At 39.2% G+C, this 21300-nt stretch carries 17 protein-coding genes and 2 pseudogenes; 14 read left to right on the top strand and 5 right to left on the bottom strand.

Translation table 11 applies throughout. From position 1 onward, the window contains the following. The first annotated feature begins 270 nt into the window (after window positions 1-270). From LFLEISCH_RS16365 to LFLEISCH_RS07035, 13 genes and pseudogenes are all read left to right on the top strand, one after another. A pseudogene (locus LFLEISCH_RS16365) lies at window positions 271-2284 on the top strand (BglG family transcription antiterminator). Between the two features lie 14 nt (window positions 2285-2298). Continuing rightward, entirely contained in the window at window positions 2299-2628 is a 330-nt protein-coding gene (locus LFLEISCH_RS07090) for a PTS sugar transporter subunit IIA (RefSeq protein ID WP_007474883.1), read from the top strand. Next, a complete protein-coding gene (locus tag LFLEISCH_RS07085) occupies window positions 2625-2960 on the top strand; it encodes a PTS sugar transporter subunit IIB (protein ID WP_007474881.1) in 336 nt (111 codons plus the stop codon). Before LFLEISCH_RS07090 ends, LFLEISCH_RS07085 begins: the two co-directional genes overlap by 4 nt. Window positions 2961-2978: 18 nt before the next feature. Continuing rightward, window positions 2979-4301, top strand: a complete 1323-nt coding sequence (locus LFLEISCH_RS07080) for a PTS sugar transporter subunit IIC (RefSeq protein WP_007474879.1) — start codon at window positions 2979-2981, stop codon at window positions 4299-4301. A 13-nt stretch (window positions 4302-4314) separates the two neighbouring features. Then, window positions 4315-5037 (top strand): glucosamine-6-phosphate deaminase, encoded by a 723-nt coding sequence (locus tag LFLEISCH_RS07075; RefSeq protein WP_007474876.1) that lies wholly within the window; start codon window positions 4315-4317, stop codon window positions 5035-5037. A 59-nt stretch (window positions 5038-5096) separates the two neighbouring features. Next, window positions 5097-6059: an aldo/keto reductase gene (locus LFLEISCH_RS07070; protein WP_007474874.1), complete on the top strand. Its 963-nt coding sequence runs from the start codon at window positions 5097-5099 to the stop codon at window positions 6057-6059. Continuing rightward, window positions 6056-6829 (top strand): sugar phosphate isomerase/epimerase family protein, encoded by a 774-nt coding sequence (locus LFLEISCH_RS07065; protein ID WP_007474872.1) that lies wholly within the window; start codon window positions 6056-6058, stop codon window positions 6827-6829. The genes LFLEISCH_RS07070 and LFLEISCH_RS07065 overlap by 4 nt, the downstream gene beginning before the upstream one ends. A 426-nt stretch (window positions 6830-7255) precedes the next feature. Then, a complete protein-coding gene (gene rpsL, locus LFLEISCH_RS07060; RefSeq protein ID WP_007474870.1) occupies window positions 7256-7675 on the top strand; it encodes a 30S ribosomal protein S12 in 420 nt (139 codons plus the stop codon). Window positions 7676-7712: 37 nt separating this feature from the next. Then, the gene (gene rpsG / locus LFLEISCH_RS07055; protein WP_007474868.1) at window positions 7713-8183 is read left to right on the top strand and encodes a 30S ribosomal protein S7; all 471 of its coding nucleotides are present in this window, start codon (window positions 7713-7715) and stop codon (window positions 8181-8183) included. 78 nt (window positions 8184-8261) lie between these two features. Continuing rightward, a complete protein-coding gene (gene fusA / locus LFLEISCH_RS07050; RefSeq protein ID WP_007474866.1) occupies window positions 8262-10349 on the top strand; it encodes an elongation factor G in 2088 nt (695 codons plus the stop codon). A 134-nt stretch (window positions 10350-10483) separates the two neighbouring features. Beyond that, entirely contained in the window at window positions 10484-11671 is a 1188-nt protein-coding gene (gene tuf, locus LFLEISCH_RS07045; RefSeq protein WP_007474864.1) for an elongation factor Tu, read from the top strand. A 177-nt stretch (window positions 11672-11848) separates the two neighbouring features. Beyond that, complete coding sequence (locus LFLEISCH_RS07040; protein ID WP_007474862.1) at window positions 11849-12847, top strand: DUF4003 family protein; 999 nt, start codon at window positions 11849-11851, stop codon at window positions 12845-12847. 181 nt (window positions 12848-13028) lie between these two features. Continuing rightward, the gene (locus LFLEISCH_RS07035) at window positions 13029-14489 is read left to right on the top strand and encodes a right-handed parallel beta-helix repeat-containing protein (RefSeq protein WP_007474859.1); all 1461 of its coding nucleotides are present in this window, start codon (window positions 13029-13031) and stop codon (window positions 14487-14489) included. 22 nt (window positions 14490-14511) lie between these two features. Here LFLEISCH_RS07035 and LFLEISCH_RS07030 read toward each other — a convergent pair. The 5 genes and pseudogenes from LFLEISCH_RS07030 to LFLEISCH_RS07010 all read right to left on the bottom strand — a co-directional run bounded on the left by LFLEISCH_RS07030 (window position 14512) and on the right by LFLEISCH_RS07010 (window position 19883). Beyond that, window positions 14512-15821: pseudogene (locus LFLEISCH_RS07030) on the bottom strand (metallophosphoesterase). Window positions 15822-15871: 50 nt separating this feature from the next. Next, window positions 15872-16852, bottom strand: coding sequence for a polyprenyl synthetase family protein (locus LFLEISCH_RS07025; RefSeq protein ID WP_007474858.1), 981 nt, complete (start codon window positions 16850-16852; stop codon window positions 15872-15874). Window positions 16853-16867: 15 nt separating this feature from the next. Beyond that, complete coding sequence (gene eetB / locus LFLEISCH_RS07020) at window positions 16868-17410, bottom strand: flavinylation system FAD exporter subunit EetB (protein ID WP_007474856.1); 543 nt, start codon at window positions 17408-17410, stop codon at window positions 16868-16870. A 28-nt stretch (window positions 17411-17438) separates the two neighbouring features. Then, entirely contained in the window at window positions 17439-17867 is a 429-nt protein-coding gene (locus tag LFLEISCH_RS07015; protein WP_007474854.1) for a NusG domain II-containing protein, read from the bottom strand. 126 nt (window positions 17868-17993) lie between these two features. Then, entirely contained in the window at window positions 17994-19883 is a 1890-nt protein-coding gene (locus LFLEISCH_RS07010) for an FAD-dependent oxidoreductase (protein ID WP_007474851.1), read from the bottom strand. 436 nt (window positions 19884-20319) lie between these two features. Between LFLEISCH_RS07010 and pplA the strand changes: the two genes are divergently transcribed. Beyond that, window positions 20320-21219 (top strand): extracellular electron transfer flavoprotein PplA, encoded by a 900-nt coding sequence (gene pplA / locus LFLEISCH_RS07005; RefSeq protein WP_007474849.1) that lies wholly within the window; start codon window positions 20320-20322, stop codon window positions 21217-21219. Window positions 21220-21300 lie beyond the last annotated feature (81 nt).

Raw genomic sequence — 21300 nt, 5'->3', positions numbered from 1 at the left:
CGATGTTTAGTCATTAAGAACCTCCTGTTTACTTTTTCGTTACTTCATTTTATTCAAACTTTATCCTTTTTTGTAAAGATAATAGGTATACAATTCGCTATGTAATTATAGATTGAAAGACGGAAGACCTATTCATCTGCTGCGCTTTTCCCCGTAAAATGAAAGTAAAACTTCTTGTTCGGACTTCGTGACAAAAGAAGTTATATGCGTAATTGAAAGCGTTTTAATTTACGTATAAGCTTAATTTAAAGAGTTGGTGAGGGATTAAAGTTGAAACTAGACAGACGATGTATTGATGTGCTTGATTTACTTTTGACTCGTGATGATTATTTGAAAGTGAAAGAACTCGCGCTTATTTTTAAAACTTCTGAAAGAACAATTCGCTACAGCCTTGAAAAAATTGATGCTTTTTTAATTGAGCTAGGTGGTGAAAAACTAACACGTCATCCTAAAAAAGGTGTTTTGATTGGAAATCGTAACAAAATCAGTGAAAGTTTTAAAAAGTTTAAGCAGCAAATGACGCCGGAGAAATATAAATATGATGCTGAGGAGATGGAACAGTTTTTATTACTCAAACTCCTTTTAGAAGAGGAACCTGTTTCCGTCCCGTATTTTCAAGACATCTTGTTTATATCGAGGTCGACCGTGCTCAATCATTTGCGCGCGATTGATGGTGATGTATTTTTAAATGATATGACCATCGTGCATAAAACGCGTATTGGCTATCAAATTGAGGGTGATCTTGTTTCAAAATGCACGCTTTTTGCTAGAAAGCTACTTAAATTCATGAATATGCGCGAATTTTATCAGTTTCTCGAATCTGAACAAAGTTTATCCAAAAAAGGAGAGCTCTTTTTTTATAACCTTTTTGATCTTTCGCTTTTAAAAGAAGCGGTTTCGGAAGTGGATGCGATGACGCAAAATTTAAGAAGGAATGTGGACGACCAGCTCTACCTTACCATTTTGGTCATGCTTCTTAAAATGCGTAGTGCGAATCCTGAGTTCCGTTATGAAACGTGGCAAAATGCCGGTAGCAAATATGATCTTGGGCTTGAAATGATAATTAATACAGTGAAGCAATTTAAAGATGCCAGTCAAATTGAGCATGTCATTGGTTTTTCAAAACGGCTTTGTATCAAAATGGGTGAGTTGTATCACACTGATTTTTTAACAAACAATCAAGTGTTTTTTAATCAAATCACTTCGCACATTAGTTTAATGATTAAGCGAATTCGTAGCGGTATTAGTGTAGAAAATCCTAATTTTTTTCGATTTTATGCGCGACAATAAAGAGCTATTTTTGGCAACAAAACGAATTTGTGAGGAACTGGAAGAAGAGTTTGAATTTTCAGCAAGCGCCCAAGAAGTCTCGTTTCTGGCTATTTATTTCGCTTCTGAACTTGAGCGGAACGTTGCTGTTGAACGAAATCGTCCTACACTACTCATTGTTTGTGCAGAAGGAATGGCCGTTTCAAATATGCTCCAAGTTCAGTTAAATCAACTTTTTGAGTTTTCATCTATTTCAACCACTTCCCTTAGAAAATTTAATCAAAAAATGTTGAATCAGTTTGATTATGTGCTCACAACGATAAAAATTCCTGATATGACATCCAAAAAGATAATTCGCATCCACAGTTATTTACAAAAAGAAGATATGCAAGTCTTACAAGAACATTTTCAAATGAAACTAGTAACAAATCGAAAACAAGCGATTGATAAGTTTAGCGAAATCATGAATATCATCAGTGAAAATACGCAAATCACGAATCTTAGCAAGTTAGAACTGGATTTATTAGACGTATTAACTAAACAGCCTAAAAAAGAACATATCGAACTACCTGAAATCGAGTTCAAAGAGCAGCTAATCGTCACTAAAAAGCATGTGAACACTTGGCAGCAAGCTATAAGGCTCGGAACAGAAGTTTTATTCCAAACAGGTTGTATTGAAAAACGTTATACGGAGAAAATCATCCAGAATTTAAAGGCGTTCGGTCCGTATATGGTTATTGCTCCCGGAATTGTGTTAGCTCACGCGAGCCCAAAAGATGGTGTTTTAAAAGATAGTATGGCAGTGACCGTTTTAGAAGAAGGCATTTCCTTCTTTGACCGCTACGGCGAACCCGTTCGTTTGATTTTTACGCTAGCCTTTGAATCGAAGGAAGCGAGACGTTTAGTCGAGCAGCTTATGAAAGTCGTGCTAAATGAGGAACAAGTTAGCCGTATTCTTTCAGCAAAAAGCCACAAAGATATTTACAATTATACGAAATCTGCAATTTATGAATGAGAGAAGGTAGTTTTATGAAAACAGAAGAAATCGCATTTTCATTAATTTCACTTGCTGGAGATTCATTTTCACAGCTTATCATGGCTTTACAATGTGCAAAAGCCAATAAGAAAAGTGAGATGGAAGAAAAATTAGCGGAATCTGACAGATTGATGAATGAGGCACATAAGGTTCAAACAGAATTAATGGTGGAAGAGATTCGCGGGGATAAAACGGACATTTCAGTTCTACTTATCCATGCACAAGATACATTAATGAATACGATTTTAGCATCGACACTAATCCGTGAAATGATTGATATGTACATCGAATTAAAAGAAAACCAAGGGGGAGACAAAAAATGAATTTCGACAGATTGCACGTTCTATTAGTTTGTAACTTAGGAGCTTCCACAGGCGTCATGGTAACCAAAATGAAAGAAGTCGCAGCAGGAAGCGAAAAGTTGAAAAATACAGACATCCGAATTGAAGCCCATCCAGCAGGCGAGTTACGCGAATATATTGAGGATTTTGATGTTGTAATGGTAGGACCTCAAATTAAACACCAATTTAAAATGCTAAAAGAAATTGCAGACGCATCCGGAAAGCCAATTCAAGTTATTGACACAAAAGATTATGGCACAGTTAATGGCGCTAATATTTTAAAAGACGCCATCATTCTCAAAACTAGCCATTAAAATTTAGGAGGAAAAGTCATGAATAAGAATAAGACATCAGTCATGGAGCGTTTCATTGCTTTCATGGAAAAGTATTTTGAACCGATAGCAGCTAAAATTGAGAAACAACGACATATTCAGTCCATCAAAAATGGGATGATTGCCCTTATTTCAGTCCTTATCATTGGCTCCTTTTCACTGATTATTTCAGCAATCGGGAATATGTTCCCAGAAGGGACAGCTGTTAAAACGTTTTTTGTAAATAATGCTGAAATCTTAAATTTACCATTTCAGTTTACATTTGGGTTACTATCGCTTTATGCAGCCGTCACCATTTCATACAACCATGCAAAACAACTCAAGGTGCCTATCTTACATAGTATTCTAGGCGCTGTAATGACAACTATCACTTTAAACACAAAGTTTATTGACGGAAAATTAAGCACGGAGTTTCTCGATTCACGCGGCTTGTTCATCGCCATTTTTGGTTCGTTACTTGCCGTTGAAATTATCCACTTTTTTATAAAAAAGAAAGTCACGATTCGAATCAAAGGCTTGCCAGATGGGATTGCTCAAACGTTTGAAGCTATCGTGCCACTCGTTGTCATCCTGTTTTTATCTGTCATAGTAAGCCTTTCAATGCAAGCGATTACAAAAGGGCAAATTATTCCGGAAGCCTTTACAACCATGCTTGCTCCAGCGATAAATAGTATTGACACGCCATACGCGGTCTTCTTAATTTGTTTCTTTGAAATGCTGTTTTGGTTTATCGGTTTAAACGGATATGCCATTTTAGTCGGCTTTGTTATGCCGTTTATGACTCAATATTTAGGTGCAAATGCCGCGGCTTATGCAGCAGGTGAACCCATTCCGCACGTTTTTGCCCCCAATTTTTGGGATTATTTCATGGGCTTTTCAGGATCAGGTATCACAGGTGCGCTCGTCTTACTCGCGCTATTTAGCCGTTCCAGAGAACTAAAAGCAGTCGGAAAAGCATCGGTTGTTCCAGCCGTATTTACCATTTCAGAGCCAGTCGTTTTCGGTTTACCAATCTGTTATAACCCATATTTATTTATCCCGTTTGTACTTGGAACACCGATTATCGCAGTGGGCCAGTGGTTTGTTTTCCACCTTGGCTGGGTTCGTCCGCCGATTGCAAACGTAGGCGGGACACCAATTCCGCTTGCCCAATATTTAGCCACAATGGACTGGCGAGCAATCGTTCTAATCATTTTCGTGCTCGCAGCAGCCACATTAATGTATTATCCATTCTTTAAAATGTACGAAAGAAGCCTCGTGAAACAGGAATCAGAAGTTTCTGCTCGCCAGGCGGCACATGATGCACTAGACCTTGATTTTTAGGAGGAAAAAATAAATGTTAAAGAAATTTCAAAATGACGAAACGCTAGCCGAGGCAGTCAGTGACCAAATTGAAAGCCTATTACAAAAAAAACCAGATGCACTCATTTGCATTGCAGGAGGAGAAACGCCACTGAAAACAATGGCCGAACTCGTCCGCAGGAATAAAAAAGGCAAAATTGATTTTAGTAAGGCCTATTTTGTTGGCTTAGACGAATGGGTTGGTTTAGGCCGCGAAACAAAAGGCAGTTGCCGCCAAACACTATATGATTATTTTTACGATCAACTCGACAATGTTCAGCCAGACCACATCTGCTTTTTTGATGGAAAAGCAAGCGATTTAGATACTGAATGCAAACGAATTGATACGTTCATCGAAGAAAGAGGCGGAATTGACTTTATTTTACTCGGCGTTGGCATGAACGGCCATATTGGCTTTAATGAACCAGGCGTGCCAGTCGATGTAAATGCTCACGTGGTCGATCTTGATGATGTGACAAAAAAAGTGATGAGTAAATACTTTGACCAGGATTTGCCACTTACAAACGGAATTTCACTCGGCATGAAACAAATTGAACAGGCGAAAGAAATCGTAGTCGCAGCAACCGGCGCTAAAAAAGCCGAAATAATAGAACGGACCATCCAGTCAGAACCAACAACGGAAATTCCTGCAACTCTGCTTAAAAACGCACCAAATACTCAGTTTTTTGTGGATCAGGAAGCAGGCGCGCGCGTTTAATCTTACGCACGAAATGGAGCGCGCTTTAAACAAAAGAAAAGAAACAGGTGGCGATAAAATTGAAACAAATAGAAGTAAACGGAAAAAAAGATGGAACAAACATTTTAATCCCATGTTCAAATCTTGTCATGGGAGCGGGCGATTTTTTGAGAGCGGACAATATGGAAGTGGCGGCCCCCATTTTAGACCACTATTTTGAATGTGGCGGCAATGTTTTTGATACAGCGAGACATTACCGACATAGCGAAAAAGCCATTGGCATTTGGATGAAGGAGCGGAACAACCGCGACCAAGTGGTTATCCAAACAAAAGGCTGCCACCCAGTGCGTGGCGCGCTTGATGTACCTCGTGTGACGCCTAGTGCTATTCATGAAGATATTTCAACCAGTTTAGACATGCTACAAACAGACCATGTGGAACTTTTTGCCTTACACCGTGATGATGAAACCGTTCCAGTTGGGCCGTTAATGGAAGCCATGCATGAAGAAGTTGTAAAAGGACGTGTCTATGCGATTGGTGTTTCTAACTGGGAACTACCAAGAATCATTGAAGCAAATGAATATGCGAAAGCACACGGAATAACCGAACTTAGTTTTAATAGCCCGAATTTAAGTTTGCCTAAAGTCAATCGTCCGCGTTGGGAGAACTGTGTTTCAGCAGATGATGCGATGATTAGATGGCACGAAGAAACAGGGTTACCATTATTCTCTTGGTCAAGCCAAGCAGGAGGTTTCTTCTCAGGAAAATTCACAAGAGATAATTTAGAGGATGCCGAAATGGTTGAAGTATACTACAGTGAAAACAATTGGGAGCGTTATGACCGGGCGAAGCAGCTAGCAGCAGAAAAAAATGTCACGCCCATCCAAATTTCACTCGCCTATGTCTTGCATCAATCGTTCCAAACCGCAGCAGTTATCGGGCCTGAAACCCAAAATGAACTAAATTCCTCCATCCAAGCCGCAACTATTCATTTAACCCAAAGTGAGGTTGACTGGCTTGATTTAAGGAGGGACGCGCGATGAAGTTTCATGAAAAAATCGCTGTTCAGCTCTATTCCGTGCGAAAAGAAATGGAAGCTAATTTGGAAGAAACACTGCGTCTTTTGAGCGAACTGGGCATAAAAAATGTTCAACTGGACGGCATGCGAGGAAACCCGCCCCTTGAAGTTGCGCGATTACTTAAAAAGTACGATTTGAATGTGGTTGGTATGCATATCAAACATGATCGTTTCTTTAACGATTTAGACGGCATTATCGAAGAAGCCTACCTGTTCGATTGTAAGACAATCTACGATAAATACATCGAAGAAGAAGACCAAAATGAAGTTGGATATCGCAAAACAAAGCGCGCTTTACTGGAGGTTGCTTACAAACTTTCGCCGCTAGGATTTCGAGTTGGCCTGCATAACCCCGAATACGATTTTAAAACGGAAATTGATGGGCGCATGATGATGGATTTTGTGACCGACCCCGAAAACGGCATTTCGATTTACGCGGAGCCAGATACGTATTGGATTTCAGCGTCCGACATTGACCCAGTTGAATATATAAAAAGATACTCCGGACGCGCACCAATCATCCATATGAAAGACTACATTCCTGGTTTTGATTTGACCGATATGGATAACAATTTAACGGAAATCGGTTCTGGCACGGTCGATTTTAAAAGTGTCATCGAATGGGGCGAACAAAACGGAGTGGAATATTACTGCATCGAACAAGACCGAAGTAAGTTAGATATGTTCGAAAGTTTAAAGATTAGTATCGCCGCTTTAAAAAATATTCAAATTTAAAACCGAAACACGCGCAAATTGACTTTCTAATGCGCGTGTTTTTTTATGAAATCTTCTACAAGCTGATCTTACTAGCTTCTCAGTACTACTACTTGCAGCTTACCCGCTAATCCAAGAGGAAAATAAGCGGAAACAAATTGAGATGCGAGCTTATAAATTTGATGAAAGAAACGAAAATATGTATTTTCAAGATCAGCTTTGAGCGTACTGTAGGACTCACCTAATGGGTGTGTCCTACAGTGCGATTTTAGACATAAATCACTTGACACAAAATCCGGTAAGTGTTACTATATTCAAGGTGCCTCACCTATAGAGGTCTTGAAATAATGAATGTTGTAGGAAGAAACTACAGCAGTTTTATTTTTTCGAAAAATGAACCACCTGGATGTGTGGAACTACTAAACCTAGAAAGGAGGAACCCATCCAATGCCTACTATTAACCAATTAGTTCGCAAACCGCGTCAATCTAAATCTAAAAAATCTGACTCTCCAGCACTTAACAAGGGGCTAAACACTTTTAAGCGTGAACTTACTAACGTGAATTCTCCGCAAAAACGTGGTGTTTGTACTCGTGTTGGTACAATGACTCCTAAGAAACCTAACTCCGCGCTTCGTAAATATGCTCGTGTGCGCTTAAGTAACGGTATCGAAGTAACTGCTTATATCCCAGGTATCGGACACAACTTACAAGAGCACAGCGTTGTTCTTATTCGTGGTGGACGTGTAAAAGATTTACCAGGGGTACGTTACCATATCGTACGTGGTGCTCTTGACACTGCTGGTGTTGAAAATAGAGGACAAAGCCGTTCTAAATACGGAACGAAAAAACCTAAAGCAAGCAAATAATTAAAAAATCTTATTCTTTTTGAAAGGAGGATATCCAATGCCTCGTAAAGGTCCTGTTGCTAAACGTGACGTGTTGCCAGATCCTATTTATAATTCGAAATTGGTAACTCGCTTAATTAATAAAATGATGGTTGATGGTAAACGTGGAAAATCCCAAGCGATTTTATACGCTGCTTTTGACATCATTAAAGAAGAAACTGGTAATGATCCAATGGAAGTTTTTGATCAAGCGATTAAAAACATCATGCCTGTTCTTGAAGTAAAAGCTCGTCGTGTCGGTGGTGCAAACTATCAAGTTCCAATCGAAGTACGTCCAGATCGTCGTACTACTCTTGGTCTTCGTTGGTTAGTAAACTATGCACGTCTTCGTGGTGAAAGAACGATGGAACTTCGTCTTGCACGCGAAATTATGGATGCTGCTAACAATACGGGTGCTTCCGTTAAGAAACGTGAAGATACTCATAAAATGGCAGATGCAAACAGAGCATTCGCTCACTATCGTTGGTAATTTCTTTTCTTACCAGCCTAAACTAAACTCGAAATGGCTAATCGCCTAAAAAACGTTTTATGGAAGGAGAAAGAAAACATGGCAAGAGAGTTCTCCTTAGAAAAGACTCGTAATATTGGTATTATGGCGCATATTGATGCTGGTAAAACTACTACTACTGAGCGTATTCTTTTCTATACAGGGCGTATTCACAAAATTGGTGAAACGCATGAAGGTGCCTCCCAAATGGACTGGATGGAGCAAGAGCAAGAACGTGGTATTACAATCACTTCTGCTGCGACAACAGCACAATGGAATGGCTACCGCGTAAATATCATTGATACACCAGGACACGTAGACTTCACAGTTGAAGTTGAACGTTCGCTTCGTGTACTTGATGGTGCTGTTGCGGTTCTAGATGCACAATCTGGTGTAGAACCACAAACAGAAACCGTTTGGCGTCAAGCTACTACTTACGGGGTTCCCCGTGTAGTATTCGTCAACAAAATGGATAAAATTGGTGCAGACTTCCTATATTCTGTAGGTACTTTGCACGATCGTCTTGATGCAAATGCGCATCCAATTCAATTACCAATCGGTGCTGAGGATACTTTCACTGGTATCATTGATTTAATTGAAATGCACGCACTTTATTATGAAGATGATTTAGGTAACGATCCTCATATCAAAGAAATTCCTGAAGATATGAAAGATCTTGCTGAAGAATATCATGGTAAACTAATCGAGGCAGTTGCTGAACTTGATGAAGAACTTATGATGAAATACCTTGAAGGTGAAGAAATTACGAAAGATGAGCTTAAAGCGGCAATCCGTAAAGGAACTCTTGCTGTTGAGTTTTATCCAGTAGTATGTGGTACAGCATTTAAAAACAAAGGTGTTCAACCAATGCTTGATGCTGTTATCGATTACCTTCCAGCTCCAACTGACGTTCCTTCTATCAAAGGTGTTTTACCTGATGGCGAAGAATCAGAACGTCATGCAAGCGATGAGGAACCATTCTCTTCTCTAGCATTTAAAGTTATGACTGACCCTTATGTAGGTCGCTTAACTTTCTTCCGCGTTTACTCTGGTACTTTGAACTCAGGTTCTTACGTACAAAACTCTACAAAAGGTAAACGTGAACGTGTAGGTCGTATCTTACAAATGCACGCGAATCACCGTGAGGAAATCGATATCGTTTACTCTGGAGACATCGCTGCTGCTGTAGGTCTTAAAGATACTACAACAGGGGACACTCTTTGTGATGAAAAGAATCAAATTATCTTAGAATCCATGGAATTCCCTGAACCAGTTATCTCGGTTGCGATTGAGCCAAAATCAAAAGCGGACCAAGATAAAATGGGTCAAGCTCTTGCTAAGTTAGCAGAGGAAGATCCAACTTTCCGTACTGAAACAAATACGGAAACTGGACAAACTATCATCTCCGGTATGGGTGAACTTCACTTGGATATCCTAGTTGACCGTATGAAACGTGAATTCCGCGTTGAGGCTAACGTTGGTGCACCACAAGTATCTTACCGTGAAACATTCCGCACATCAGCGCAAGTCGAAGGTAAATTCGTTCGTCAATCTGGTGGTCGTGGACAATATGGTCACGTTTGGATTGAGTTCTCTCCTAACGAAGAAGGTAAAGGTTTCGAATTTGAAAATGCAATTGTCGGTGGGGTTGTTCCTCGTGAATATATTCCAGCTGTTCAAGCAGGTCTTGAAGGCGCACTTGATAATGGTGTACTTGCAGGATATCCGCTAATTGATATCAAAGCGAAATTATATGACGGATCTTACCATGACGTTGACTCCAACGAAATGGCGTTTAAAGTAGCTGCAAGCATGGCGCTTCGTAATGCTGCTAAAAAATGTGATCCAGTTATTTTAGAACCAATCATGTCTGTTGAAGTTGTTATTCCAGAAGAATATCTTGGTGATATCATGGGTAACATCACAAGCCGTCGTGGACGTGTAGATGGTATGGAAGCTCGCGGTAACGCTCAAGTTGTTCGTGCTTTTGTTCCACTTGCTGAAATGTTCGGTTATGCAACTGACTTACGTTCTGCAACTCAAGGTCGCGGTACTTACACAATGCAATTTGATCACTATGAAGAAGTGCCTAAATCTATTGCAGAAGACATCATCAAGAAAAATGGTGGCAACAAAGACGAAGAGTAATTTCTTCTGATTTTACGCAATGATTGCATTTTTGCTCCATTTCTTGTATAACATTAGTTAGAAGTATCTACTAAATGAAATTCATTTAGTGACTTAAATATCATTTTTTTAAACAATGAGGAGGATTTTATAAAATGGCAAAAGAAAAATTTGACCGCTCTAAACCCCATGTTAACGTTGGTACTATTGGACACGTCGATCATGGTAAAACTACTTTAACAGCAGCTATCACTACTGTTTTATCTAAAAAAGGTTTTGCACAAGCTTCTGCATATGACCAAATTGATGGTGCTCCAGAAGAACGTGAACGTGGAATTACAATCTCTACAGCACACGTAGAGTATGAAACTGAAAACCGTCACTATGCACACGTTGACTGCCCAGGACATGCTGACTATGTTAAAAACATGATCACTGGTGCTGCACAAATGGATGGTGGTATCTTAGTAGTATCTGCTGCTGATGGCCCAATGCCACAAACTCGTGAGCATATCTTACTTTCTCGTCAAGTAGGTGTTCCTTACATCGTTGTATTCTTAAACAAATGCGACATGGTTGACGATGAAGAATTATTAGAATTAGTTGAAATGGAAGTTCGTGATCTATTATCTGAATACGAATTCCCTGGTGACGATATTCCTGTAATTAAAGGTTCTGCACTTAAAGCTCTTGAAGGTGACGCAGCTTGGGAAGAAAAAATCTACGAATTAATGGATGCAGTAGATTCTTATATCCCAACTCCAGAACGTGATAAAGCTAAACCATTCATGATGCCAGTTGAGGATGTATTCTCAATCACTGGTCGTGGTACAGTTGCAACTGGACGTGTTGAACGTGGTGAAGTTCGTGTTGGTGATGAAATCGAAATCATCGGTATCGAAACTGAAACTTCCAAAACAACTGTTACAGGTGTAGAAATGTTCCGTAAGCTTCTTGATTATGCTGAAGCTGGCGATAACATTGGTGCATTACTTCGTGGTGTATCCCGTGAAGAAATCCAACGTGGTCAAGTATTAGCTAAACCAGGTTCGATTACTCCGCACACTAACTTTAAAGCTGAAACTTATGTTTTATCTAAAGAAGAAGGTGGACGTCATACTCCATTCTTCAACAACTACCGTCCACAATTCTATTTCCGTACAACTGACGTAACTGGTATCGTTACTTTACCAGAAGGTACTGAAATGGTTATGCCTGGCGATAACGTAGAATTAACTGTTGAATTAATCGCGCCAATCGCGATTGAAGACGGTACTAAATTCTCTATCCGTGAAGGTGGACGTACTGTAGGCGCTGGCGTTGTTTCCAGCATCCAAAAATAATTAATCGTTATTTCAAAACCAACAGAACGAAAGTTCTGTTGGTTTTTTTGTGCATAAAATAAAGGCATGAGACATATCTTTTATCAATATTAAATCTAGAAAATTAAAAGTAGCAGGCGTATACAATGCTTGCTGCTTTTTTGATATAATAGAGAAAAATGAAGGAGTTGTAGCGATTTGGAAAAAGAACAAAGCTATGTAGACGGACTTACACAATTACTTTCAGAAAATTATGAGCTTGTTCGGAAAAGCAAGGTAAACTTTGTGGATAAGCGAATCCGTTTTTTAATTGCTAGGCTATTTACTGGGAAAAATGAAGTGGTCGACGCAAAGCGCTTTTTTGAGCTAAATGGTTTAATTAAAAGTGAACTAGGCTTTTTCACAGCTTTAAATGGGAATGTTCGCGCGTCACTTTCAGGTCTTTTACTGGCAGATGAAACAGAGGATACCGCGGTCGTAAAACAACTAATCAAATATTATCAAGAACTCATTGATGTGAAATTTAGTCGATCAGAGTTCACCTATTTTGCAGCTTATTTACTTTTAAAGCAAAAAAATGAGGATGTACAAGAAATAGCAAAACGGGCAAAGGAAATCCATAGATGTTTAAAGAAATTCCATCCTTTTTTAACTGGGCCAGAAGATGCTACTTCAAGTGTTATGCTTGCGACACTAGACGCTAAGCTCTCACCTCAGGAGATAGCAGATATTGTGGAATTTTATTTCCAAGAGTTTGCAGATCTTGATTTTCATAAAAATAATGGTTTACAAGCACTGGCGGCCACTTCGGCGCTTCTTTATGGGAAAAAAGATCGGACTTTCGTTGCGCGTGTTAGATCGCTTTTAAACGAACTAGACAAAAACGACATGAAAGTAAAGGAATTATACTATAATACAATTGGAATTTTAGCCTATGTGTTAGATGGCAAAAAGCTTGATTCACGCTTTTTTGAACTAGTAGCAGGACTTAGTGAATTGCCGGGCTTGAAATTTTTCGGAAAAACCTTTGCAACAGCTTTAGCGATGAGTTTGTACACTGAAGAAATTACGGGGCAAATGAACCAAGAACAAGTGGAAAACTTGATGGTAAGTGTGCATGTGCTTATTGCTATGGAACAAGCGAGTGCAGTAGCGGCTACAGCTGCTGCCAGTGCCGCGGCTGCCAGTAGTTCGTAGCGTTTAATCTCCTATTTTGCGGGAAATGAATAACAAAAGACAGCGAGGAGGTAATCCATTACTTTCTCGCTGTCTTTAATTTTATAGAGTAAGTGAATTAGCAGGGATAAAACCGCTTCAAGGGTTGTTTATTGTCACAGGCAAACGAAAATGTCACTTCCTCGTTAAAGAGGGGAATAGAATGAAAAAATGGATAAGTGTTGCTTGTGGCCTTTTATTTTTAGGGATGATAAGCGTTTTACCATTACATGCAAAAGCAGATGTTCAAATGCCTTTAAAACAAGGAAGCCTAGAAGCAAGTTATAATGTTAAAATATGGCAGGATACAATGAAAAAGCTCAAAACGCAGCCAGGAATCAAAAAGGTTGTCGTTCCAAAAGGGACATACTATTTTAATGCCACGCTAAACGTACCAAGCCACATCAAGCTTTCAGGAATAAATGCAAAGGAATCAAATATCGTATTTTCAAAATTAGTAACAGGTTTAAAGGTAGAGGAAAATAAAAATGTAGGGGAGGGAGGCATTCAGGCGGAAAATGTCACGATTGAAAATTTAAATATTCGTTTTCAACCAGAGCTAAAAGGAGCCTCTTTCGTAAGTTTAATTGAAGTTTCGCCAAAGTTTGATGAGCAAAATTATAAAAACTACAAAGCTTTTCGAAATATCACGATTCAAAATAATAAATTAGATATGAAAGAGAAAGGCTCAAGCATCATAAATTTAGGGCGAATAGAGCACCTTATTGTGAAAAATAATGAGGTAAAAAATAGTGGTTTACAAAACGGTATTAGTGTGGAATTTACCAATGATGCCCTTTTTAAAGGAAATATCATTGATAATGTAGGACGAAGCGGCATTCAACTTTATCGGTCAAATGGAAGCCCTAAAAAATCAGATAAAATTGTGATTGAAGGGAATACGGTAACGAATTGGATGCAGCGATTCGGAAAATATAATTTTGAAAAAAGTAAAGTAAACCATATAACGCCTGATATTATGAGCGATGCAGGCATTGATAGCTATGGTCCTAATAATCAAAACGTTTATATTCAAAATAATACGCTTAGCGCCGGGAAAATCAACCAATCATTACCAGACAATCTAGCGCTTTTAAAAAAATATGGAAAAAAAGCTTATCCAAGTAGCCGAGTGTTACTTACAGCGATTCGTTTATCTGGTGCGAAAAATGCAGTAGTCACGAATAATACAGTTCGGTTAAAAGGGAAAGATATTTTCAGCTTCTTTACGTCTAATAGCCGAGCAAAAGGCGGGCAGACCACAAAACCAGGAAATATTTTAGTTCAAAATAATGCGTTTTATGCGGATGGTATGGTTGCTTATCCAATCCGATTATTTAACGGGCAAATCATAAATAAACGCGGTTTTGAGCTAACGAAAAATAGATTTTCATTTTCTAAAAACAGCCAAATAACCAATTATTATCGCGCCCTTGTCGAAGTGCGCCTCGCTAGTCAAAAATTGAATCTGCGTGAAAATCGAATAGAGGACAGGGGTCAAAAATTACGCTATCTTGTCTCAGCCCCCGCGCCGTTGAAGGAATTATGGCTTACAAAAAATACACGTAACGGAAAAAATTGGCGTGATGTCCGTGGTGAGTTTCGTATGAAAAGAGTGCAATAAAAAAGAGCCCACGGGCTCTTTTTTATTTGCCAGTCCACTCATCATTAGAATGTGTGGGCTTGCCACTTGTGCTTAAAACATAGGTTTTTAAAAAACTAGTGGGTGCTTTTTCCCATAATGCAAGGCCGCTTGATTTGGGCGGCGCTACGCCAGCAAAGTAAGATAAGTTATTAAGTGCCATTGTATCAGCCATTTTTTCCTTTTCAAGATCGGAATAGTTTTCAAAATCATCACTCATTGTAAGGTCCTCCATCGCTTTTCCGTAACCGCTCATATAAAATTGGTCATAATCTTTTTGGTTAAAAGAAGCAAATTTGGCGCCTGTAAGTCCATTTTGTTTCGCGTACGCCTCCAAATTCACTTTCCCTGTTTGATAATGAAAAGAGCGTTTTCCCCCGTATAAGTTATTTTTCCGTATTTATGAGGGTAAACAGAGAGCGCATTCGTTGTAATATCGGTTAGAGAGCCTTCTGACGCGATGTTTTGCGTGTGAATATGGCCGCTTAAGGCGAAAGTGAAGTTTGCCTTTTTAAAAGCGTTTTGGACATCTTCTGCGTAATTGATGGTGTAGCCTTGCCTTAGAACCTCGCTATGGTTGAGTAAATTATGATGCATAACAGGAATAACTTTAACCCCATTTTCTTTTGCTAAAGCGGCAGCCTCAGAAATCCACTCAAGCGTTCCAGTTGTAAGCCCGCCGTCAGTTTGCGGAGAACCAAGTTGCATATTGCTCTTATAATGATTAGTATCAAGCATGAGCAGCCAAACATCCTTTGACGCTGGCGCTAGATAGCTAAGTGAGAATTTATCTTTGGAAATGGCTTCTTTTAGGCCGAAATCTTCATAAATTTTGGCGAAATCTTGCTCTGTGATACTGTCTGTTTTATACTGCTTATCTGCTTTAAAACTTCTTGCCCAAGGGTTATTAATGTCATGGTTGCCTGGAATTACATAAACATCGGTACCGGTTTTTTCAATGGTTTTTAGCTTTTTCGCTAAATTTTCATGACTTTTTCGTTCACCGTTATTCGTTAAATCGCCACTTAAAATTAAAATATCCGTTTTATTTTGCGCGGTATCAGCCAAAAAAGCATCTGTCATTTCATCACTCACTTGAAGGGCTTTTCCGTCGCCTGAAGCCACATAGGTTTCGAATGCCGAACCGAAATCCGTTAGTTCCGGCGCCAAATAATGAATATCTGTGGCCACTCGAATAGAAATATCCGTTTTATTTTTAATCGGGTGAATGGTTTGTTTCGCCTCGCTAGATGAACATGCAGCAAGGTAAGTGCATGCGCCAAGTAATAATATAATAAGTGTAAAACGTTTCATGCAACTTCCTCCTTTGATAAAATATTCACAAGCACGTTTGTGCAGAAAAATTAAATTTTCCGCGTAAGGATTTCATTTGTTAGGCGCTCAAGAATTTCTTTGTAGTCACCCTCCGGCAATTTTGAAATTTCTTTTTGCGCTTTTTTAGTGTATTTTTGGGCTAACTCAAAGGCCTTTTCAACGCCTTGATGTTGCTCAATCAGTTCGAGTAGTAAGTTTAAATCAGCATCTGACATCTCGCTTTTTTTAGACAAAAGAGGGGCAAATGCAGGTTTTTGTTCACGCATAGCGTAAATGAGCGGGAGAGAATAGACTCCTTGTAACACATCGTTTAAAACAGGTTTTCCAAGGCCTGAATCCGTACTCGTGTAATCTAGGACATCATCAATGATTTGGAAAGCCATCCCCAAATAATGGCCAATATTCCAAGCTTTTATCGCCATATGACGCGGCGCTTTGCTTGCCGTCGCACCGGAATAGCAGCTGAGCGCAAAAAGCTGGGCCGTTTTTCCAGAAATGCGAGATAAATATTCCTTCACCGTCACATTAAGATTGTAGCGCATCCGCATTTGATCAAGCTCGCCCATCAAAATCTTTTCGATGTTACGACTGCTGAACTCAATATTTTGAATAGAATCAGAGTGCTTCGATAAAATCTTAAAGCAAACCGTAAATAAATAATCTCCTGTATAAACCGCGTAATGGTTACCGTAGCGCGAATGAATCGTCGGCTCTCCCCGTCTAAGTGGCGATTCGTCTACCACATCATCATGAATAAGCGTCGCCATATGCAGAACTTCAAGTGCTGCCGCAACCGAGACGGCCCGTTCACGTTCGTAGTCCGGACCAATTTCAGCCATCAAAAGGGCATACGCAGGACGCAGCAACTTGCCACCCGCATGAATAAGCGAATGAACGTTTTGATTGACCCGTTTATCGCGAATTTGAATATTCTTTTCAATCGTCTTTAAAACATCTTTTAAATCCTTTTCTAAATCAGGGTACGAAGCCCACATGGAATGAAGTTGCATGATGAAACTCCTTTTTTATTTATTAAAAGCACGTTCTTCTTTAGCATCTAAAAACGTACGTAACGTTTGCACATTCTGAAGTAAATAGTTCGCTGCAATCCCAATTGCAATCCCAGATAAAATCCCAATAAATGAAAGAACAGGCAAGTAGAGCATAACATTCCAAGAACCGGCAATCCAACTTGCCACAACGAGCTGTCCAACATTATGCAAAATACCGCCGGTTGTACTAACGCCAATAATACTAACGCGTTTTGGACCTAGCTTTTGCACCGCCCACATACCAACGAAACTTAAAAGAGCTCCAGCCGCGCTATATAAAAAGGTCGAAATGGTTCCCCCTAAAAGCGTGGATAGTACAAGCCTTATGCAGACAATCATAAAAGCATCTTTTGTCGATAACGTATAAAGTGAAATACATGTAATAATATTAGATAGTCCGAGTTTAGCCCCAGGCGCAAAAGCAAATGGGAAGGGAATCGCCCGCTCTAAAAGACTAATGACAACCGCTTGTGCCGCCAAAAGCGCGATATAAACGAGACGTTTATTTTTAGTCATTCACGCTCACAATCCTTTTTTATAAAAATTAAGAAGAAATAATCATGTCGTCATCATTTGAAGTGCCGTCAGTCGCTTTAACCTCAATAACCACCTTATGCGGCAAACAAACAATGGTTTCGCCTAGTTTTCCGACTTGTCCTGTTCGGACGCAAACTTGATCCCCGCAATTGGCTTTGCTGATTCTGATTTTTTCATCCTTAACTTCCACCGTATTATAATCGCCATCATCTTGCGTAATCGTAAAAGTATCCGTCCCAGAATGACCCGTCAAATTAACGCGCTTATATTCTTTCCCGTCAACCGTAATCACGGCTACGAGCGTCTTGTCAGCCCCGTTATTTGGCGCGTTAGCTTGTACGTAAGAAAAAATAGCTAGAGGCAGAAAAGAGAGCAGACTTAGTGTAATGATAATCACAACATCCCACCGACGTATCATCTTTAAATATGGTTTCACATCTTTGCCCCCTCTAAATATTTTTTCTAACCTTATTGTATAGGATTTTCTTTAAAAAATATACCTTAAATGAAAAGAAAAGATAAGCGAAAGGACGAGCCTTTCGCTTATCTCGAGTAATAATCGTTATTTGCCTGAATCGCGATAAATGGCGCGAGGTTTACCATACCACCAGTGTCCAAGGTGTTTTTGGAACCAAGGAACAACCCAGTAATCTAAACCAAATGTGCGTCCAGCACCGTTTAACATGGCGATAGAAGCAGGTAGCGCCCAGAATTTGTCCCAACCAAGCATAGCGCTTAGTGTGAACATTGCTAGGAAACCAATGCTTCCTGCGCTTGCAAGCCAAGTGAATAGGCCAACAACAAGTGCAAGACCAATAGCTAATTCCACGAAAGGAACAACTTTTTGCATAAATACAGCAACATCTTGGTTTGGCATAAGAAGTTTCATAATCCATTCAAACCAGCCAGGCATATGGCTGAAAATTGGTGTTGTAACATTTTGTGCTGCATCTCCAGCAGCATCCCCAGCAGCTTGGCTTGCGCCAGAAGTTGCCGCAGTTTGCAACCAAGAGAATGGCATTTTCGATGTTTCAGCAGTTAACCAAGAGTCAGGACCTAAACCTTGGAACAATGGTTTTAAGTTTGTAAGGCTCACTTTATCCCATGTACTTTCACCGTAAATTTTGGCAAGTGCCTCGTCAACCCAGAACCAACCCAAATAAATACGAAGTGGTAAGCTCCAAAGTACATTTCCGTAGCGAGAAGTCCAGCCGCGGAAAATATTACGATGATCACGAATGTGGAAGAATTCATGGACAATATATTGCCACATGTAGTACCCACTGCGAATCCCGAAGAAGTAATATAAGTTAACCATATGTTTCATAAAGATGGCGAACCAACCTGATAAGTGCATGCTACCTAGGTGAGCAACACCGTATTTAGCACCGATAGATACCATGACACCATGATATTTACCGTGGAAAGCTTCTTTTTGCCCGCCGCTAATTTCAGCAATAATGCTTTTCGCAGCAGTCATACCAGTTTGTTCAGCTGCTTCAACGATTTGAGGTGTTGGTTTTCCTTCTTCCTCTTCGAAGTAAGCAAGGTCACCAATGACATATGTGTTCTCGAATTTCTCAGCTTCCATGTACTGATTAACTTTAAGGCGCCCAGCACGAGCTGTTTCCATGCCATAATCTTTTGTATCAGAGTTAGCACGAACACCGGCAGTCCAAATTAAAGTGTGAGTTGGAATTTCTTCGTCTGATTTTAAAACAATACTTTCAGGTTTCACTTCAACAATCGCAGCGCTCTTAAGAATTTTAATTCCTTTTTTCACCATGTATTTTTCAGCTTTATCAGCATCACGGCGTTCAAGCATATTTAAAATTGTTGGAGCCGCTTCGACAACCATTAATTCGATTTCAGAAGCGTCGATTTTGTTATCTTTTGCAAGACGGTCTTTCCATTCAAGGAGTTCTCCGACCATTTCAATTCCTGTAAAGCCTGAACCACAGACTACAAAACGCAACATTGCTTTTCGCTTTTCAACATCTTGTTCACGACTTGCTTTTGTTACAGTTTCTTCAATATGAGTACGTAAGCGAACCGAGTTTTCCCAAGACCAAAGCGTGAATCCGTTTTCAGCAACGCCAGGAGTACCGAAATCATTTGGTTCCCCACCCATACCTAATACTAGGTAATCGAATGGATAACTCCCATGTTCTGTTACAACCACTTTTTTGTCATGATCAACATTTGTTACATTATCCGTTACAAGATTCACTTTTGTACGGTTGAACAAACGACGTAAATCATACTGAATAGCAGTTGGGTCAACACGACCACCCGCAACTTCATGCAACTCTGTCATCATTGTATGATAAGAATGACGATCGATGAGAGTGATTTTAACATCTTTATCTTTCTTGTACTTTTTCGCTAACTTCTTAGCTGCATGTACACCTGCATATCCTGCCCCTATTAGAACAATATTTTTTTCAGGCATATGCTTTCTCAACTCCTTGTTTATTTTTTCACAAAAATAGTATTAGTTCAATAACCAAATATAGTAATAACCTAACATAGTGTACCAGAAAAAGGGGGGGATTGTCTACACTATATATAGGAATATTGGCATGAAAACCAAAAATAGTTCTTTCATATAAAAAAGCCACTTTTTATGGTTAAAAATTCCTCGTTTTTTGTAGGCGAAAGGTCTATTTTGTTTTTTTTAGACAATTGAATGAACAAATTTGAATTAAAATATAAGACTAATGTCATTTTTTGAAAATTTATGGAATTAAGTAATTTTACTTAGTCTAGACAAATAGCGTACCAGATGTTATTATTTGTATGTAATCGTGATATCGCTTTCGCAGTGTATTTTATATTGCTCGTGATATCACAAACATTTTAATTAAACCAAAAGGTGGGAGCAAATTATGGAATTGAAAAAAGTGGCTATGGGCATTACAGCTGTTGTAGCGTCCAGTATGTTATTGGTGGCTTGTGGGAACGATAATAGTTCTGACAAAAAATCTAGTGAGGAGCCTAAGCAGTCTGAAACGAAAAAAACCGAAGCTAAAACTGACGGTACAATGACTGATGGAACTTACAAACTAGAAGAAAAGAATTTTGATGATAAAGGTTGGAAAGCTTTTGCATCAATCGAAGTTAAAGATGGCAAAATTACAAAAGCTAGCTATGACTACAAAAATAAAGATGGCGATTTGAAATCTGAAGACGCTGACTATGAAAAAGCAATGAAAGACAAAGTGGGTACTGGCCCGCAAGAATATTTAAAACAATTAAGCGATGCATTAGTTAAATCTCAATCTGCATCTGGCGTTGATATTGTAACAGGAGCAACTCATTCTTCTGAAACATTCATTAATTACGCTAACCAATTAATCCAAGCTGCACAACGCGCGGATACTACTACTATTTCTATCAACAATGGTGCTGATATGAAAGACGGTAAATATAATCTTGAAGAACAAAATTATGCACACGGATACCGCGTTGTTTTCGCGATGGAAGTTAAAGATGGTAAAATCGCAACTTCTGACTATAACTATGTAAATAAAGATGGTCAAAAGAAAACAGACGATGCTGACTATGAAAAGAATATGAAAGAAAAATCCGGTACTGGTCCAAAAGAATATATTCCAGCATTAAATAAATCTTTAGTTGACAAACAAAGTCCTGCTGAAGTAGATACTGTTTCTGGTGCTACAAATTCTTCTAACCAATTCAGAATTTACGCTGCACAACTTGAAAATGCCGCTCAAAATGGCGACACTGATACAATTAAAGTTTATAACAAAGTTGATGAAGAATAAATTTTAGTAAACGATGTTAAATGACTGTGACACCCTTAAAGTTTATGCAAACTTTAAGGGTGTTTTAGTATAGCGCTAGAA

This window comes from Listeria fleischmannii subsp. fleischmannii LU2006-1, assembly GCF_000344175.1.
GTDB lineage: Bacteria > Bacillota > Bacilli > Lactobacillales > Listeriaceae > Listeria > Listeria fleischmannii.
Note: the sequence above shows the minus strand (reverse complement) of the source record. Positions and strands in the feature narration are given on the sequence as shown.

Coding starts and splice junctions, on each gene's coding strand:
- rpsL (WP_007474870.1), top strand. CDS start 7,256: ATGCCTACTATTAACCAATTAGTTCGCAAACCGCGTCAATCTAAATCT.
- tuf (WP_007474864.1), top strand. CDS start 10,484: ATGGCAAAAGAAAAATTTGACCGCTCTAAACCCCATGTTAACGTTGGT.
- LFLEISCH_RS07035 (WP_007474859.1), top strand. CDS start 13,029: ATGAAAAAATGGATAAGTGTTGCTTGTGGCCTTTTATTTTTAGGGATG.
- eetB (WP_007474856.1), bottom strand. CDS start 17,410: ATGACTAAAAATAAACGTCTCGTTTATATCGCGCTTTTGGCGGCACAA.
- LFLEISCH_RS07080 (WP_007474879.1), top strand. CDS start 2,979: ATGAATAAGAATAAGACATCAGTCATGGAGCGTTTCATTGCTTTCATG.
- LFLEISCH_RS07090 (WP_007474883.1), top strand. CDS start 2,299: ATGAAAACAGAAGAAATCGCATTTTCATTAATTTCACTTGCTGGAGAT.
- LFLEISCH_RS07065 (WP_007474872.1), top strand. CDS start 6,056: ATGAAGTTTCATGAAAAAATCGCTGTTCAGCTCTATTCCGTGCGAAAA.
- LFLEISCH_RS07010 (WP_007474851.1), bottom strand. CDS start 19,883: ATGCCTGAAAAAAATATTGTTCTAATAGGGGCAGGATATGCAGGTGTA.
- rpsG (WP_007474868.1), top strand. CDS start 7,713: ATGCCTCGTAAAGGTCCTGTTGCTAAACGTGACGTGTTGCCAGATCCT.
- LFLEISCH_RS07085 (WP_007474881.1), top strand. CDS start 2,625: ATGAATTTCGACAGATTGCACGTTCTATTAGTTTGTAACTTAGGAGCT.
- LFLEISCH_RS07075 (WP_007474876.1), top strand. CDS start 4,315: ATGTTAAAGAAATTTCAAAATGACGAAACGCTAGCCGAGGCAGTCAGT.
- pplA (WP_007474849.1), top strand. CDS start 20,320: ATGGAATTGAAAAAAGTGGCTATGGGCATTACAGCTGTTGTAGCGTCC.
- fusA (WP_007474866.1), top strand. CDS start 8,262: ATGGCAAGAGAGTTCTCCTTAGAAAAGACTCGTAATATTGGTATTATG.
- LFLEISCH_RS07025 (WP_007474858.1), bottom strand. CDS start 16,852: ATGCAACTTCATTCCATGTGGGCTTCGTACCCTGATTTAGAAAAGGAT.